General features: G+C 39.0%; 17 protein-coding genes and 1 pseudogene. 4 read left to right on the top strand and 14 right to left on the bottom strand.

The genetic code is table 11. From position 1 onward, the window contains the following. Window positions 1–3: 3 nt before the first annotated feature. The 3 genes and pseudogenes from I858_RS04215 to I858_RS04205 form a co-directional block, all read right to left on the bottom strand. The gene (locus I858_RS04215) at window positions 4–972 is read right to left on the bottom strand and encodes a TRM11 family SAM-dependent methyltransferase (RefSeq protein ID WP_049694202.1); all 969 of its coding nucleotides are present in this window, start codon (window positions 970–972) and stop codon (window positions 4–6) included. 122 nt (window positions 973–1,094) lie between these two features. After that, a complete protein-coding gene (locus tag I858_RS04210) occupies window positions 1,095–1,976 on the bottom strand; it encodes a ketopantoate reductase family protein (RefSeq protein WP_239457218.1) in 882 nt (293 codons plus the stop codon). 99 nt (window positions 1,977–2,075) lie between these two features. Next, window positions 2,076–3,135: pseudogene (locus I858_RS04205) on the bottom strand (YkvI family membrane protein). Window positions 3,136–3,341: 206 nt separating this feature from the next. Here I858_RS04205 and I858_RS04200 point away from each other — a divergent pair. Further along, window positions 3,342–3,893, top strand: a complete 552-nt coding sequence (locus tag I858_RS04200) for a TVP38/TMEM64 family protein (protein WP_049694204.1) — start codon at window positions 3,342–3,344, stop codon at window positions 3,891–3,893. A 145-nt stretch (window positions 3,894–4,038) separates the two neighbouring features. Beyond that, the gene (locus I858_RS04195; protein ID WP_049694205.1) at window positions 4,039–4,812 is read left to right on the top strand and encodes an alpha/beta fold hydrolase; all 774 of its coding nucleotides are present in this window, start codon (window positions 4,039–4,041) and stop codon (window positions 4,810–4,812) included. A 71-nt stretch (window positions 4,813–4,883) separates the two neighbouring features. Here the strand turns inward: I858_RS04195 and I858_RS04190 are convergent, their stop codons facing one another. The 10 genes from I858_RS04190 to I858_RS04155 form a co-directional block, all read right to left on the bottom strand. Next, the gene (locus I858_RS04190; protein ID WP_049694206.1) at window positions 4,884–5,660 is read right to left on the bottom strand and encodes a 3-hydroxybutyrate dehydrogenase; all 777 of its coding nucleotides are present in this window, start codon (window positions 5,658–5,660) and stop codon (window positions 4,884–4,886) included. Window positions 5,661–5,679: 19 nt separating this feature from the next. Further along, the gene (locus I858_RS17180) at window positions 5,680–5,841 is read right to left on the bottom strand and encodes a hypothetical protein (protein WP_204249443.1); all 162 of its coding nucleotides are present in this window, start codon (window positions 5,839–5,841) and stop codon (window positions 5,680–5,682) included. 64 nt (window positions 5,842–5,905) lie between these two features. After that, window positions 5,906–6,067, bottom strand: coding sequence for a hypothetical protein (locus I858_RS17175; protein ID WP_204249442.1), 162 nt, complete (start codon window positions 6,065–6,067; stop codon window positions 5,906–5,908). Window positions 6,068–6,087: 20 nt separating this feature from the next. Next, a complete protein-coding gene (locus tag I858_RS04185) occupies window positions 6,088–6,915 on the bottom strand; it encodes an undecaprenyl-diphosphate phosphatase (protein WP_049694207.1) in 828 nt (275 codons plus the stop codon). 184 nt (window positions 6,916–7,099) lie between these two features. Further along, window positions 7,100–7,753 (bottom strand): class F sortase, encoded by a 654-nt coding sequence (locus tag I858_RS04180; protein WP_239457217.1) that lies wholly within the window; start codon window positions 7,751–7,753, stop codon window positions 7,100–7,102. After that, a complete protein-coding gene (locus I858_RS04175) occupies window positions 7,710–8,510 on the bottom strand; it encodes a DUF4397 domain-containing protein (RefSeq protein ID WP_049694208.1) in 801 nt (266 codons plus the stop codon). The genes I858_RS04180 and I858_RS04175 overlap by 44 nt, the downstream gene beginning before the upstream one ends. A 187-nt stretch (window positions 8,511–8,697) precedes the next feature. Beyond that, window positions 8,698–9,357, bottom strand: a complete 660-nt coding sequence (locus I858_RS04170) for a reverse transcriptase-like protein (protein ID WP_049694209.1) — start codon at window positions 9,355–9,357, stop codon at window positions 8,698–8,700. Between the two features lie 94 nt (window positions 9,358–9,451). Continuing rightward, window positions 9,452–10,108 carry a potassium channel family protein gene (locus tag I858_RS04165; RefSeq protein ID WP_049694210.1) on the bottom strand — a complete coding sequence of 219 codons (657 nt, stop codon included), beginning with the start codon at window positions 10,106–10,108 and terminating at the stop codon, window positions 9,452–9,454. 113 nt (window positions 10,109–10,221) lie between these two features. Further along, window positions 10,222–11,304, bottom strand: coding sequence for an AbrB family transcriptional regulator (locus I858_RS04160; RefSeq protein WP_338046073.1), 1,083 nt, complete (start codon window positions 11,302–11,304; stop codon window positions 10,222–10,224). Between the two features lie 80 nt (window positions 11,305–11,384). Continuing rightward, window positions 11,385–12,278 (bottom strand): sulfurtransferase, encoded by an 894-nt coding sequence (locus tag I858_RS04155; RefSeq protein ID WP_049694211.1) that lies wholly within the window; start codon window positions 12,276–12,278, stop codon window positions 11,385–11,387. Between the two features lie 182 nt (window positions 12,279–12,460). Between I858_RS04155 and cysK the strand changes: the two genes are divergently transcribed. Both cysK and I858_RS04145 read left to right on the top strand, forming a co-directional pair. Then, complete coding sequence (gene cysK, locus I858_RS04150; RefSeq protein WP_049694212.1) at window positions 12,461–13,381, top strand: cysteine synthase A; 921 nt, start codon at window positions 12,461–12,463, stop codon at window positions 13,379–13,381. A 138-nt stretch (window positions 13,382–13,519) separates the two neighbouring features. Continuing rightward, window positions 13,520–14,236 (top strand): 3-ketoacyl-ACP reductase, encoded by a 717-nt coding sequence (locus I858_RS04145; RefSeq protein ID WP_049694213.1) that lies wholly within the window; start codon window positions 13,520–13,522, stop codon window positions 14,234–14,236. A 76-nt stretch (window positions 14,237–14,312) separates the two neighbouring features. Here the strand turns inward: I858_RS04145 and I858_RS04140 are convergent, their stop codons facing one another. Then, window positions 14,313–15,587, bottom strand: a complete 1,275-nt coding sequence (locus I858_RS04140; protein WP_049694214.1) for an MFS transporter — start codon at window positions 15,585–15,587, stop codon at window positions 14,313–14,315. Window positions 15,588–15,753 lie beyond the last annotated feature (166 nt).

The raw sequence follows: 15,753 nt of genomic DNA, 5'->3' as shown, positions 1-15,753 counted from the left end.
ATTTTATTCCATTACTTTTTTTTGACACATTAAAATCTCACGCTTGAACAATCCTTTTTTCGCAATGCACCGGTCAGTCACGACAAATCCTGCAGCTCTGATCATATGATCCATAGTTTCGATTGTTACGACTAGCAATTTTTCAGTAAACGGATAAGCAGCTTTCAAAATCCCCAGTTGATCTTCTGGTGTGGCATGCGTGTACAAATTATATGGCATGTCAATAATTGCGACGTCGTAGTGCGAATCGACTTCTGCAATCGGCCCCAATTCTACTTTTCCAGCCAATCCAAAATGTGCAATGTTTTCACGTGAACCTTCGACAACCAGTGGATTAATATCGCGGCCAACAATATCAATGTCCATCGACAGCGCTTCAACTAACACCGTTCCGATGCCACAGCATGGATCGATTGCCTTCATCCCGATTGGATTTGGTAGGGCAATATTGGTAATCGCTCTTGCCACACGAGTACTTAGAGCCGTCGAATAAACACGCGGCTTTTTCATATGATGGTGCCAAATCGGCTCACTTTGAACATAGCGTCCTAAATACCAGCGTCCTTCAAATGGAATTAATCCAAATGTCACATTTGGCTGGTGAACGTCAGCTTCCCCAGTAATAGCTAGACCGATTGCTCGTTCAATCTCACGTTTCCCTAAAAAGTCGATTTGGTCTTGTCTAGACAAACCGTTGATTTTCAAAAAAATGACTTTAAACGTTAACTGATTCATATCGACTGCTTCCGATTGTTTTAGAATTTCTTGCAAAGTATCGCCTTCAAATAATACTTCTACTCGTTCTTTAATAAACGGGCTCCGACTTGGCTCGACTGCTACTCCGCTTTTGATAATTTTATTACTGGTGTCTTTTCCAAAAAAAGACCGCATTTCTAATTGACATAAATCTTTCTCATCATCCGTATAGGCGTAAGTATAGATGTAATCGCCCGTTGCAGTTAATCGTTTCACTTCATCCCGTCCTTATCTGTCCCATCAATCAAGACAACATCTCTAAAGTATAGCAGATTTCTTCGGAAGTTAGTCGACTTGAAGGTCATAATTTGCTTCAATAATTCGAATGATTCTTGTAATCAATTCATTATGGGGGTTTGTATACCGTGGTGTTTACCGAGGTTCACTACAGCTCCATTGATTGCTTCAATTTCTGTCTTCCGCTTATGTAAAATATCCATTAACATTGAAGATTTATTAGCAGCCACATCTTCTTGACCTATTTTTATACACTTGGCGATCATCTGTTGCGTGTTTACAGAAACTCCTTCTGCTTTAGCTACCTGTACCGCTTCTGTGACGACACTTTCGAGCAACCTCCGTCCTTCTTCAGTATTTAAAATATCGCCATTTCTCAGCCTCGTTAGCGCTGTCAATGAATTAAAGGCGACATTGACGAATAGTTTATTCCAGATAACAGTTTGTATATCTTCTGCCAACTCCGTTTCCAGACCTGAGCAATTCAGTAAATTAACAAACTCCACTAATTTTTCTTGGGCAGCAGCATTGTTAGACTGACCAATATAATTTGTTCCCCAGCCTCTGTGAAGAATCCGTCCAGCGCTTTCGATACTAGCACCGCAGCCCATTGTACCGGAAACAGCGGGATTATTCGGGAAAACTTCTGTAATTATTTCAAGGTTGCCAAGACCATTTTGCATTGTCACAAACAAAGTTTGCGTAGAAAACGAATCATTCATATGAGTTAGTACCTTTTTCGTGGCATGCGTTTTTAACATGATTAACACAACATCATACACAGCACTTGAAACTTCGTGTACAACTGTTAGAGGAACATTGGTTTCTTGATTATCACGTTCAACAATCGTTAATCCATTTTGATTGATTTTCTCTACATGCACATTTTTTCTATTATATAAAAAGATATTAGCCGTCTGCGTTTTCAAACGTCCAGCAAACAAACTCCCCATTGCCCCTGCTCCGATAATTAGGATATTCATCAAATTCCTCTTTTCAAACAGTTTTTTACGATTTGTTAGCCTGAATATACCACAAAAAAACCAGTAATCCTTAGAGTAGGAAAAACTGATTTTCTTAGGCTATTCTTTCACTTTTTTTCTGGTGTTTCGAATATCAGCCACTACCAAGACACCAAGTAATAATAAGCCGAGATATCCAACAATAGGATAAAACCAGTTTACTAATGCTGTAAGTCCTAAGAAACTTAATAAGAATGCAGCAACTCCAGAAATAATGACAAAAATACGAAAACCTTTTGTTCCCATTTTCATAAAACGTGCAGAAAAGGATAACAATAAACTAACCGCAGTATTATAAATCATTGCAAAAATGACAATTGCCATAACAATTCCTACTATTGGAGAAATGTTATCAGCTAAAGCAAGCATCGGTAAGTCAGAAGAGCCCATAATATCGACTTTTGCGAAGATTGCTAAATAACTCAATAGAATTAACACGCCAAATCCTATTCCTCCTATCAACCCACCACGTGCTGCAATTTTCGCATCTTTTTCTGCGCCACCCATTACGAGCGCCATCGATGTACCTAGAGCAATTGCTAACGATACATAATTGATAGCAGACAATAGCCAATGAGGCGTTGTAGACAATTGTTCTCTCGCAATTGGCTCTAGTACAGCAAAGCTTGAATTCATTGTGAACAAGCTAAAAATTGTAATCGCGACGGCTAATAAGATTAAAAACGGAGTTATACTACTGATGAATAGTAATAACTTTTTTAACATTTAACATGATGGTGAATACCACAAGGACAATCATAATACTGCGCCCAAAAGCTGGTGCCAAATTAAACTGTTGAGAGAAAATTGAGCCAGCGCCTGCGATCATAACAACTAGAATTCCGAATAAAGTAAGAATTAGCGTATAATCAATTGCTTTACCAAGTACTTTTCCACTAATGGTGTATACTGCGTCTTCATGAGAAGTTGTCTGCATTCGGCTCCCTAGACGCATCAAAACCATTCCCAAATATCCGAACAATGCTGTTGCTACAACAACAGCAGCGAATCCCCAATAACCAAAGCTTGTAAAATACTGCAAAATCTCCTGTCCTGAAGCAAATCCTGCTCATACGACAATTCCAATAAATGCACTTGCCAGTTTCAAGCTCTTTTTCATATTCTCATCTCCCTTAATTCCCCTCTTTTTCAACGATTTTCGAATCAATGAAATTTTCAAAACACTCTTTAGAATTAACTATCCCATTTTCCATTGCTAGCTGACATAAACATATATTTTCAAAAACTTTTATAGTTCTTGCTTTTCCTCTCTTATTAGACTATCCTTCCTTAGTAGAAAACATAATTTAGAGAGGTTGGAATCGTATGGAGCAATTCGATCAATCCCTCGAAACATTTATGAATAATGTCGGTTGGTTGGCCCCTTTTCTTTTCATCTTGTTACATTTATTGCGTCCTTTACTATTTATACCGGTTATTGCAGTATGTATTGCGGGTGGGTATCTCTTTGGCTTTTTTGAAGGTGCTTTGTTGTCGTTTATCGGCTTGACGTTGATGAGTTGGATTTCCTATGTATTGGTCAATAAATTTCCGAAGTTTCGAGAAAAAATGTCGCGTTTGAAAGATAAAATTTTTCCGAATCGTACTTTGTCAGTTGCACAAGTTATGATTTTGCGCATTATGCCTTTTGTTCATTTTCATTTGCTATCGTTGTATTTGATGGAAATAACTAAATCCCTTAAAGAATACATGGCTATTTCTGCTCTTGGTTTGATTGCACCTGCTATTCTTTATACTGCATTCGGTCAGTCTATTTCAGAGTTTCCTTGGTACGTAACCGCCAGCATGTTTATATTGCTTGCAGCTATGTTTAGCTTTATCGAAAGATGGCAAAATTCGCGAACGGAATCTGATTGATCAAGACATAGCTAGTAATTTAATGAAAATTAAAAAGCACAACAAATGTTGTGCTTTTTAATTTCGCGTAAAAACTATATTCGTATACACTTAGGGTAGACACTTAAAAGACTGTTTTAAGCATTATGAACAAAGGAGAATGACTATGCCTATTTTTACTCACAATGGAATTGAACTATTTTACGAAGACGTTGGGGAAGGCCAACCTATCTTCTTGCTCCATGGATTAACAAGCAATTCTGCTATGTTTTATAACGAAATTGATTTTTTAAAACAAGAACGTCGAGTGATTGCTTTAGATTCACGTGGTCATGGGCATTCTAGTCGTTTAGAGCAATACACTTTGCAAGATCATATAGAAGATGCACTCGCGCTCGTTTCCCATTTAGCATTAGCGACAGTAGATATTCTCGGTGTATCAATGGGAAGTTATATTGCACAAGGAATGGCACTTACGGAACCTAAAAAAGTTAGAAAGCTTATATTAGTAGCTACCAAATCTTATAGCGAGCAGTCGTCTTTAGCTGAACTTTTTGATCATTATCCTGAAAAATTTGACGGCTTGAGCATTTCTGAAAAACTCGCTGCCTCCACTAGCTATATTTATCACAATCAAAGCAAGATTCAAAAATGGAACAAACAAACTGCACAAAATAGTCGACTATTAACGATAAAAGAACAAAGTATTGCTGGAGAAGCTATTAAGCAATTCGATTTCCGCTCACAGCTTTCTACTATTACCGCTGAAACATTAGTAATTAGTGGAAAATACGACAGATTAAATCCTTCAGAAAAAGGACGAGAAACGGCAATTGCGATTCCAAATGCTACTTTTATGGAATTTAACCGTTCTGGACATGCACCAAATGTGGAACAACCCAAACTTTTTCTGGGCATTATTGAAAACTTTCTCGACTAATCTTCTTCTAGCTATGTTTATAAAACAACCAAAAAAACCCGTTCGGCACCTACTATGCTGAACGGGTTTTTTTATTGAGCGGTATAGCCACCGTCTAATACAACGGCTTGGCCCGTAATTCCAGATGCTTTGTCACTAGCTAAGAACATCGTATAATCCGAGACTTCTTTTACAGCAAGCAAACGTTTTTGAGGGATTAGTGGATACAGTACTTCTTCAAAAACTTTTTCGATCGACACATTACGCGTTTTTGCTAAATCGCTCATTTGGTTTTGTACAAGTGGTGTGTCCACATACCCTGGGCACATTGCGTTAACAGTAATGCCATGCTCTGCGCCTTCAAGTGCAGCCACTTTAGTTAAACCAATTACTCCATGCTTGGCACTATTGTAAGCTGCTTTACCAGCAAAACCGACTAAGCCATTAATGGAAGCCATATTAATAATACGTCCTGAACCTTGCTTTTTCATGATAGGAAAAGCATATTTAGTTGCAATAAATGGAGCAATTAACATAATGCGAATTAACAATTCATATTTTTCAGTAGGAAACTCTTCAAGTGGTGAAATATACTGCATGCCTGCATTGTTGATTAGCACATCAAGTGCTCCATAATGCGCAACAGTTTGTTCAATTACATTTTTAATATCTTCTTCATTTGTGACATCACATTTAATCCCGATACAATCCAATCCTTGTGACTTTAAAGACGCTACCGCTTTTATAACAGCTTCTTCGTCAATGTCGGACAGCACAATTTTAGCTCCTGCTTTCGCAAAATCATTACTGATTTCATACCCAATTCCACTGGCCGCTCCTGTTATTAATACTACTTTATTGTCTACCATTCTTTATTCCCTCCAAAATTCAATAAATACTAAGCTCTAATAAAAACAAGATAATGGCGATTGCAAGACCGAGCAATGGAACCAAGCCCATGATTGGATTTGGCCATTCTCTATTCTTTATAACCGGATTTGTTGAATGGACTTCAAAACGTTCGTTTTTCTTAACAGCTTTATCAATCATGCGTTTTTACCACTAGTAACCAAATACAGCTATAACTACTGCATACGAGCTTGTCTTTAAGTAGTCAATAGTTTTGAATTTCACTGGAACTGGCAGACGTCATTGTGAACGTCACCAATTTTAAAGCCAAAGCGACAGAAAAATCGGCTAGCTTGAATAAGCCAAATTTACCGACTAGCCAGCCTGAAATACTGTCTGTTGTCCCCATGATTTCCCATGGTCGCACTGAGAAAAATTTTTTGATAATTATAGGAAGACAATGATTGCTAAAATAGCTGCGAGGACCAGTCTATAAATCGCAAACGGCATTAACTTAATGCGTGAAATTAGTTTCAAGAAGAAACGAATGGAAATTAACGCAAAGACGAAAGCCGATACGAAGCCGACGATGTAAAAGGATAAATAATCCATCGATAACGTCTCCCAGTTTTTCATTACTGATACAAGGCTCGCCCCGAACATAATCGGAACGGCCATGATGAACGTAAAGTCTGCCGCAACTCGGTGATTTAAACCGAACAGTACGCCACCTGAAATTGTGGCACCAGAACGTGAGAACCCTGGCCATAGCGATAGACATTGCACGAATCCGATTTTCAATGCTTGAAAATACGAAATGTCATCTAGAGAATTGACAGTCGGCTTTTTGGGGCCAAATTTATCTGCTACAATCATTAGAATAGCTCCCGCAACTAACGCATAGATTACCGTTTCTACTCCAAACAAATAATCATCAATTAGATCTTTAAAAGCAAATCCTAAAACAACTGCTGGCATCATGCCAATAATAACATGCAATAAATTAAAACTTGAGCTTGCTTGTTGACCTTCGATTTTATAAAGCCCTATTAAACTGAACAGGCGTTTCCAAAATACCACGACAACCGCTAATATTGATCCTAACTGAATAACAATTTTAAATGTGTTTGCCGGATATTTTCCCAAAAACTCCTGCGATTTCAACCACATGTCATCCACGATGATCAAGTGGCCAGTAGAAGAAACCGGAGCAAATTCCGTCATTCCTTCCACAAACCCTAAAATTACTGCTTTAAATAAATCAAACCATTCCATGAATATTATTCCTGCTTTCTGTTATATAATAAATACTCAACCTCTTAGAACGTATTGAAAGATTAAAAGGTTGCTCGACTCTCATCTACTTTAGCATTTTTGAAACCATTTTGTTTGGTTGATCTGCATATGATCATAAAAAAATTCGCTTGCTCCTAAAAAAGGAATAAGCGAATTTTTTATATTATTTTTCTACAAGACTTGCATAAACAATCAAACGTTCTTCTCTTGTCCCTCGATCAAAATCATAAGTTCCTGAACAAGTGATCAACACCAATTCTGGAGTAGCAGTATAGCCAAAAACAGCTGAAACATCTGCCAGATCTAGTGGCACAGACTCCATAGTGTGAACTCTGAATGTTAATATTTTTTCCTTATTCTCCACTACCAATTCATCACCCAATTCAAGTTTAGAAAGATCCCAGAAAACTGCCGGTCCGTCTACCCCATCAACATGTCCAGCAATAACAGCACGACCATTTTGACCTGGCTTGTATCCTGGAGCAAACCAGCTGACGTCTTCGATATTATTCGGTACAGCCATTTCACCGCTCTTTGTAACACCCAACTGTTGGATTTGTGCTTCCACATCAATTGCTGGGATTTTTAACGAGTTCGGCTGAATACCTGTACGTTTTATTCCGTTAATTGGATTTTCTTTAGGAGCTGAAGGTTGAACATTAACTAGTATAGGCTCATCCTGTGCAAATCCAACGTTTTCTGAGCGTACGCTTACTTCATCAACAGGCTGTTGACACCCTGCCAATACAAACACAATCGATAGCGCTAAAAGCTTATTGTTGAAAACGTCTTCTCCAAACCAGCGTGCTAGCTGCAATGAGAACTAGTGCTCCACCAACCAATAACCACATAGACTGAGACTGATCGGGTGTTCCAAGACCAGTAGTCGGCATTCCATCTGGTGAAGCGGCCGCCTCGTAGTCAACCAATGCGATTACTTCTAAAGAATCCACTGTATTTACTGCGAAAACGCTATACACAGTATTTGCAGCTAACTGAGTGCCTTCTAGTGGCAAGACTTGTGTGCCATCTGGTAAACGAATTTCCAAGTCATACGTACCTGCATCCAATTCTGCATAATCTGTAATTCCTGGGAATTCCGCTCCGCTAAACAATGCATCTCCACCAATTACACCAACATCAACTGCGGGTGCGTCGGGTGATAAATGTCCAACTCTTACTTTTGTTTTCCCTTCCGTTACTTCCATTGAATCTTCTGCTACTACAAATTCAATTGACTCTAACAGATTTGCTGCAACAACTGTATAAGCTTTGCCAGCTTCTACAGTAAGATCTGCTTGTAGTACACCTTCACCTGCAGCATATTCTGTACCGCTTGCAAAAACTTCTACATCATGTGTTCCAGCTGGTACTTCTAAATAGCCAGAATCTGCTTTAAACGGTACTTCTTCAAGCGTTAAATCTCCATTGACATAAACATCAACTGCTGGTGCGTCAGGCGAAGCATGAACCACTCTGACTTTAGCAGAATCTCCTGCTGCCATAACGCCAGCTGCGAGCAGAGAGAACACAAGAACCATTGCGACTGAGAATGAAACTAAAATTTTCTTCATTTTTCCATCTCCTTCATGTGTGTAGTTTTTGCACAAGTATTGTACAACTTATTTATAACCTATATCTAATAGATTCGCAAGTAATAAACTTACTATTCAGATTTTTAGTTATATAGTCGCAGTGCTATTTACAAAACCAAAAAACCGCTATTAAACTGAATAATTTCGAATACTTATTCAGAGATAATCAATGATTGATTTCACTAACTGCACCTATTGAAATACCTTTTAAAGCTTGTGTGGCTAATTTGTCGGCTTCAGAGTTTGCTTTACGCGGCACTAATTCATACTCAGCTTGTATCCCGAGAACTGTTTGTTTTTCTTCAATCCGAGCAATCCATGAAGTGAGTGAATCTTCCGAGATGGCCCATTCCTGTTTCATACCATTAATTACAATGCGTGAATCCCCAATAAAGCGAACAGCCAAATGATGTACCTCTAGCTGCTCTAACTCTTGTAAAGTAAAGTAAAGAGCTGCATATTCAGATTCATTATTAGAAGATAGTTTATCTAGCTTTTGATTTACACGACGTCGATAGGTTTTTCCATTTTGGTCATAATAAATTGAACAGCCAAGACCCGCTTCTTTTGTATCTCGATCATAACCACCATCAAAATAAGCAATTACATTATGAGGTTCTGTTTCGATTTCTTTTATATACGCTTTCATTTCTTTTATTGACCACTTGCTGTCAAATTGGTCAACAAAATGCAGTGCTTTCGATCGACCGGTCTTCTCTAAATCTTCCACTATTAGTAGAGCAGTTTCTGCTGGCATTTCTTCTGAAACAAATATGGTTTCACAACCTTTTGGAATCTTGTAGCTCCATTCAATACGAATTTTCAAAATTACAGCACTCCTTTGGAATTTTAAGGTAGTCAGTTATCAACTAAAATAAAAAAAAAGCCAGTTCCATTTTATGAACCAGCTACTTTATATATTATAATGCCTTTTCTTCTAGACGCTTCAAGTCATCTTTATGACCCATAACGATTAGTACGTCACTTTGATCGACCATGTCATCAATTGCTGGTGCAATATTGACTTCTTCTTCTTTTTTAATAGCCAAAACAATACAATTAAATTCTTTGCGAATGTTCAAGTCGACTAACGTTCGATTGGCCATTTTCCCCGATGCAACCAGCTCAATGATACTGTAATCGTGAGAAAGGTCAATGTAGTCAACAATTTTTTCTGAATCTACATGGTGCGCAACGCGAATACCCATTTCTTTTTCAGGTTGAATGACACGGTCTGCCCCAACTTTATGAAGAATTTTTTCATGCTGAAGATCTCGCGCTTTTACCCATACTTTTGGTAAGCCGAGTTCTTTTAACATAAGTGTGCACAAAACGCTTGCTTGGAGGTTGTCTCCAATAGCAACAATTGCGTGTTCGAAATTACGAACACCTAAAGACTTTAACTGGCTTTCATCAGTGGCGTCTGCAATGACCGTAAATGAGGCATAATCACGCAAAGCATCAACTTTTTCAGGCTTTGTATCGATTGCCATAATTTCATGACCGAGACTATACAGCTCTTTACAAACACTACTCCCAAAGCGTCCCAGTCCGATGACAACAATCTGTTTTTTCACGCGGTTTCCTCTTTTCTATTTTGCTTCATATCCATACTTTATTCGCAAATCAAATTGAATGCAATAAAAGTCATAATCAGTGAAGACTTCACTCTATTTGACATCGCAGATTTTTACACATTTATCGATTTTTCAAGCTTTCGTTCAGCGCGCTTTGCAACAATTTTCACAAACGGGACGATCAAAACTGACACAAATAAAATCCTGAACAATTGAAAAGCAGTCACTACCGTTACATCTGCATGGACTGATGCTGCAATAATTCCCATTTGATCAAGACCTCCTGGCACAACACTTAAAAAACTAGTCGAAAAGCTCAAGCCGTAAAGTTGTTGCAAAGCAAAGCTAATTCCGTAGGCACATGCAATCAAGACTGCTCCTGAAAAAAACGAATAAGCTATCATACGTTTTGTTAGTTTTAAATCTTCTTTTTTCAATAATAAACCGATGTAAATTCCTATAAACAGTTGTGCCATGTGCAAGAAAAGCTTTGGCATAATAGGAACGCTAATACCCATCAAATTAAAAAGCATGATTAAAAAGACCGGTCCTAATAAAAAAGCGGTTGGGATACGTATTTTTTGTGCAACTATTCCTGCTCCATAACACAGAATTAGTAACCCAAGTAATGGCGCAGAATAATCTCCTTGCCCTACCTTTTCTACATGAGAAGGTTCTCCGCCCGCAACAATAAACGGGACAATTGCAACAATCATCAAGACGCGAAGAACATGATAAAAAGTTACAGCAGTCAAATCAATGTTTTTTTGTTCTTCGGTAAACGTTACAATTTGTGAAAGACCTCCAGGGACACAACATGTCATGGCTGTTGCTTGGTCCACCTTTGTCCACACAGTCATCAATTTACTAATTAACAGAAATAAGATAAAAAATACGCAGTTAATAACTAGCATCGATAGAAAATATTCCTTCATTCCTTGCAATGCTTGCAATGTAAAAGCAAAACCGATTACATAACCTGCAATAATCAATCCAACATTGCGAAAACGAGGGTGCCATTTTAAAGTTATTGGCGTAAATAACTGAAGCAATAGTACTGCAAATAACGGACCTAGTAACCATGGCATCGGTGCTCCTGCTACGATAAACAGTCCTGCTCCTATCAAACCAATTACAAAAGCTTTTATCATCGGATGAAGCGTCATAATGTCATCTTCTTTCTTATGTGCTAACAATTGATTTATTCACTTTAACTACTCTGGTCTTTGAAAAACCCTCCACTTAAAAGGGATGTCTTTTAAGACTGTATAGTTTTTTAACTTTCTTTTATTAGTGAACAATTTGGATCGCTTGCCCATTCGTTTAATGACCCATCGTAAATAGCTACATTTTTTTGACCGAGTTTATTGAGCATTAACGCGGTCCACGTCGCCGCAATTCCTCCACCGCAATAAGTAATCACTTTTTTGTCTGGGTTTAACGCACCCGTTTTTTCGAATTGTTCTCGTAAAATAGCATCAACATAGATTTCTTTTGTTTGGTTATCGGCATGCTCAGCAAAATACATATTGACGCTAGTCGGAATGTGTCCTTTTCTTGCATAGGTATCGCTCTCGCCCTTGTAGTCTTCTGGAGACAAACTATTAATTAAAATCGTTTGGTCGTCATGTATTGCTTGCTTAACGTCTTCTTTAGTAGCTAATAATTTCGTACGTCGCTGTCCAGTATAGTGAACTGGTTTATAAACTCCGGGAATTGTTGTTAATGGACGATTTTCTTTTTTCCATTTCAATATACCACCATCTAAAATCGCGATATTGTCAAAGCCCTCATACTTCATTTGCCAAGCTAAACGTGAAGCCCAGTAAGAAGCACCAATCGACTCCCCTAGCACAGTTCCTTGATCATAAATAACCGTCAGTTTCCCGTCCCCTATACCTCTTTTAGCCATTTCTCGAATAAAATAAGAACGTGGTGGCACAGTAAACGGAAGTGACGCTTCTGGGTCAGACAAGTCATTTAATAAATTGATGTAAATTGATCCCGGAATATGTCCTTTTTGATAAGATTCTTTTCCTGAACAAATTGTAGTTGGTCCGCCACTTTCAGGAGTTTCCATAAACATTGTTGCATCGATGACACATAAATCAGAATCATTTAGTCGTTTTTCAAGCCACTCTGTCGTAACCATTAACGGAATCTGTTTCATGATCCACTCTCCTTATTTTTAAACCGACAAATCCAATATGATTAACAATTTCACGTTATACTAGTACAATAAAGTTTGAGTTCTGCTTCGTCAACTACTAAAGTACGTCTTGCATGAAGATAAAAAACTTATAAAAATATACCGACAATAAATCTCGTTACTTTTGAAAGGTGGTTTACTCCATGAAACCCTTTAATAATATTATTGAATTAATCGGTGATACGCCGGTTGTAAAATTAAATCGAATGGTTCCAGACGGTGCAGCAGATGTATACGTTAAATTGGAAATGTTCAATCCATCTAAAAGTGTAAAAGACCGTGCCGCTTATAACATGATCAAGATGGCCGAAGAAGACGGCTCTTTAGCAGAAGGAGCCACTATTATCGAGCCTACCAGTGGCAATACAGGTATCGGTCTTGCAATGGTCGCTGCTGCCCGAGGCTACCGCTCTATCTTAGTACTACCAGACAACGCTACAAAAGAACGTATTAATTTATTGAAGGCTTATGGTTCTGAAGTTGTACTGACACCGAGCGACGACAAGATGCCAGGTGCAATCGACAAAGCACTCGAGTTGCAAAGAGAGATTCCCAACAGCTTTATTCCACAGCAATTCGAAAACAAAGCCAATCCAGATATTCATCGCACCACCACGGCTTTAGAAATTTTAGAGCAGATGAGTGGTGAGTTAGATGCATTTGTAGCGTCAGCAGGAACTGGCGGCACAATTACAGGTACAGGAGAAACCTTAAAAGAACATTTACCAGAACTGTATATTGTCGTTGTCGAACCAAAAGGATCTCCCGTTTTGTCTGGTGGTAAACCCGGTAAGCATAAATTAGTCGGCACAAGTCCTGGGTTTATTCCAAGCATTTTAAATACTGGAATTTATGATGAAATCATGGCGATTAATGACGAAGACGCCATTGATGTTTTCAAGAGAGTTGCACGTGAAGAAGGGATATTCGTTGGCCCATCAGCCGGTGCTACCATTTACGCTGCGATTGAAATCGCGAAACGTCTCGGTAGCGGTAAAAAAGTATTGTGCATCGCTCCTGATACTGGCGAACGTTATTTAAGCATGAACTTGTTTAATGACTAATAATTGGTTAAAAACTAACAAGACCCATTCTACTTGCTTTTTTCCTCTCTTTTTATTTATAAGTTCTACATCGAGGTTTTTAGTCGGCTCTTTGCTACACTGATAAAGGAAATTGATTTACGAAAAGGAGCTGTCCATATGCAAAAATTAACAGGGAAAAATGCGTTGATTACAGGAGCTGGAAGAGGAATAGGCAGAGCTACCGCCATCGCTTTTGCAGCAGAAGGCATCAATGTTGGATTAGTAGGTCGTACAGCTGAAAATTTAGAAAAAGTTGCTGCTGAACTTGCACAATATGATGTGAAAACTGTTTTTGCTGTGGCTGATGTAACCAACCCAGATGCAGTCAATGCTGCAGTCGAACACGTTATCGCTGAACTAGGTTCGATTGATATTTTAATTAATAATGCGGGTATTGGTAAATTTGGCAAATTTCTTGAGTTATCACCTGAAGAATTTAAAGCAATCATTGATACCAATTTAATGGGTGTGTATTATGTAACGCATGCCGCGTTGCCACAAATGATCGAGCGTCAATCAGGTGACATCATTAACATCTCATCAACAGCTGGACAAAAAGGTGCTCCCGTCACCAGTGCATATAGCGCATCTAAATTTGGAGTTATGGGGTTAACAGAATCGTTAATGCTCGAAGTGAGAAAATACAATATCCGCGTTAGTGCTTTAACACCAAGTACTGTGGCTACTGACTTAGCAATGGGTGAAAACTTAACAGACGGCAATCCCGAAAAAGTCATGCAACCAGAAGATATGGCTGAAATGATGGTGGCGCAATTAAAACTTCATCCCCGCGTTTTACTAAAATCAGCTGGCCTTTGGTCAAACAATCCATAAACTACTAACACTACTAAGAGCTCCATTCACCTTTGTGAACGGAGCTCTTAGTTAATTTCCATTCATTTACTCACTTCTACTTTTTTGTCGACCAAAGAACAACCGGAATTAATGCCAGCGCAAGAAATCCACCGCTCAAAGCCATCACCGCATAACTTGTTTGCGCCATGATGATGCCTGAGATTCCACCACCTGTTGCACCAGCTAATGCAACAAGAACATCCACACTTCCCTGCGTTTTAGCACGCGTTGTAGGATCAGTCGAGTCAACAATTAAAGTCGTTCCGCTAATCAATCCGAAGTTCCAGCCGAGTCCGAGTAAAGCTAGCGCTACAATCAAGACCAGTAAAGAATCGCTCGGCGCAACAGCAGCAACAATTCCTGCTGCCATAAATGTAACTCCCGATGCAATCGTCATAAAAATTCGTCCCAATTTATCAACCAATATGCCCGTAACAAGAGAAGGCAAATACATCGCAGCTATGTGAAACCCAATAACCATGCCAATCGCTCCAAGGTCATGTCCGTGACGTCCCATATGAACCGGTGTCATAGTCATAATTGCAAACATAATCATTTGAGTCAGCACCATAACCGTTGCTCCTAAAACGACACCTCTTTTGTTGATGTGGGCATCTACCGGTTCTGTTTTTGTCAAACTTACTTCTAAAACTTGCTGGTGTTCAGTAATCGCTTTTGATACGAGTAGTGGGTCAGGTCGCAGAAAGATCAACAGTACAAGTCCTGCCATCAAATAAGCCGCTGCCGCTAAAATGAACGGACCTGCTAAAGCCGGAATACCAATCGATTCTGCAAACCGCCCCATCACACCTACTAAGTTAGGACCCGCAAATGCCCCAAATGTTGTAGATACTAATGCGATGCTAATAGCAGTTCCTCGTTGTTTAACAGTCGCTAAGTCTGTTCCTGCGTAGCGCGCTTGCAAATTCGTAGCAGTTCCAGCTCCATAAACTAATAAAGACACAAACAATAAAATCACATTACTTGTTACTGCCGCTACCACAACGCCCACCGCTCCAACACTGCCCGCAAAGAATCCTGAAGCTAAGCCTGTTCTTCTGCTAAAGCGCTGCGACATTCGTCCAATCATCAATGCTGCTGCTGCAGAACCTAATGTAAAAATTGCAACAGGAAGACCTGCATATTGATCTGTACCTAACATGTCTTGTGCGAGAAGTGCACCGACCGTTACACCAGCCGCTAGTCCCGCACCACCAAAAATTTGCGCTAGTACAACAATCCAAAGCGTACGTCGGTATAGCTTTTTCAATTTTTCTGGTGAATCAACAATACGTTGTAACATTGCTTGCTTTTTTCCGTCTTGCTTCATAAGACTTTCTCCTCGTTTCAAGCTGCTCTTTCAATTGAGTTCAAACTTATAGCCATCTTAACCTATTCGATCACTATTTATCCTTCTGCTGTTTCATTTCTACCAATAACAAGAAAAACTAGAATGGAGTGAAGACATGAAAAAGCTGTCAATCACACATTCAACT

Source organism: Planococcus versutus (assembly GCF_001186155.3).
In the GTDB taxonomy this organism is placed as follows: Bacteria; Bacillota; Bacilli; order Bacillales_A; family Planococcaceae; genus Planococcus; species Planococcus versutus.
This window is presented reverse-complemented; position numbering and strand designations above follow the sequence as displayed.

Coding starts and splice junctions, on each gene's coding strand:
- I858_RS04210 (WP_239457218.1), bottom strand. CDS start 1,976: ATGAATATCCTAATTATCGGAGCAGGGGCAATGGGGAGTTTGTTTGCT.
- I858_RS04200 (WP_049694204.1), top strand. CDS start 3,342: ATGGAGCAATTCGATCAATCCCTCGAAACATTTATGAATAATGTCGGT.
- I858_RS04195 (WP_049694205.1), top strand. CDS start 4,039: ATGCCTATTTTTACTCACAATGGAATTGAACTATTTTACGAAGACGTT.
- I858_RS04190 (WP_049694206.1), bottom strand. CDS start 5,660: ATGGTAGACAATAAAGTAGTATTAATAACAGGAGCGGCCAGTGGAATT.
- I858_RS17180 (WP_204249443.1), bottom strand. CDS start 5,841: ATGATTGATAAAGCTGTTAAGAAAAACGAACGTTTTGAAGTCCATTCA.
- I858_RS04185 (WP_049694207.1), bottom strand. CDS start 6,915: ATGGAATGGTTTGATTTATTTAAAGCAGTAATTTTAGGGTTTGTGGAA.
- I858_RS04175 (WP_049694208.1), bottom strand. CDS start 8,510: ATGAAGAAAATTTTAGTTTCATTCTCAGTCGCAATGGTTCTTGTGTTC.
- I858_RS04155 (WP_049694211.1), bottom strand. CDS start 12,278: ATGAAACAGATTCCGTTAATGGTTACGACAGAGTGGCTTGAAAAACGA.
- cysK (WP_049694212.1), top strand. CDS start 12,461: ATGAAACCCTTTAATAATATTATTGAATTAATCGGTGATACGCCGGTT.
- I858_RS04145 (WP_049694213.1), top strand. CDS start 13,520: ATGCAAAAATTAACAGGGAAAAATGCGTTGATTACAGGAGCTGGAAGA.
- I858_RS04140 (WP_049694214.1), bottom strand. CDS start 15,587: ATGAAGCAAGACGGAAAAAAGCAAGCAATGTTACAACGTATTGTTGAT.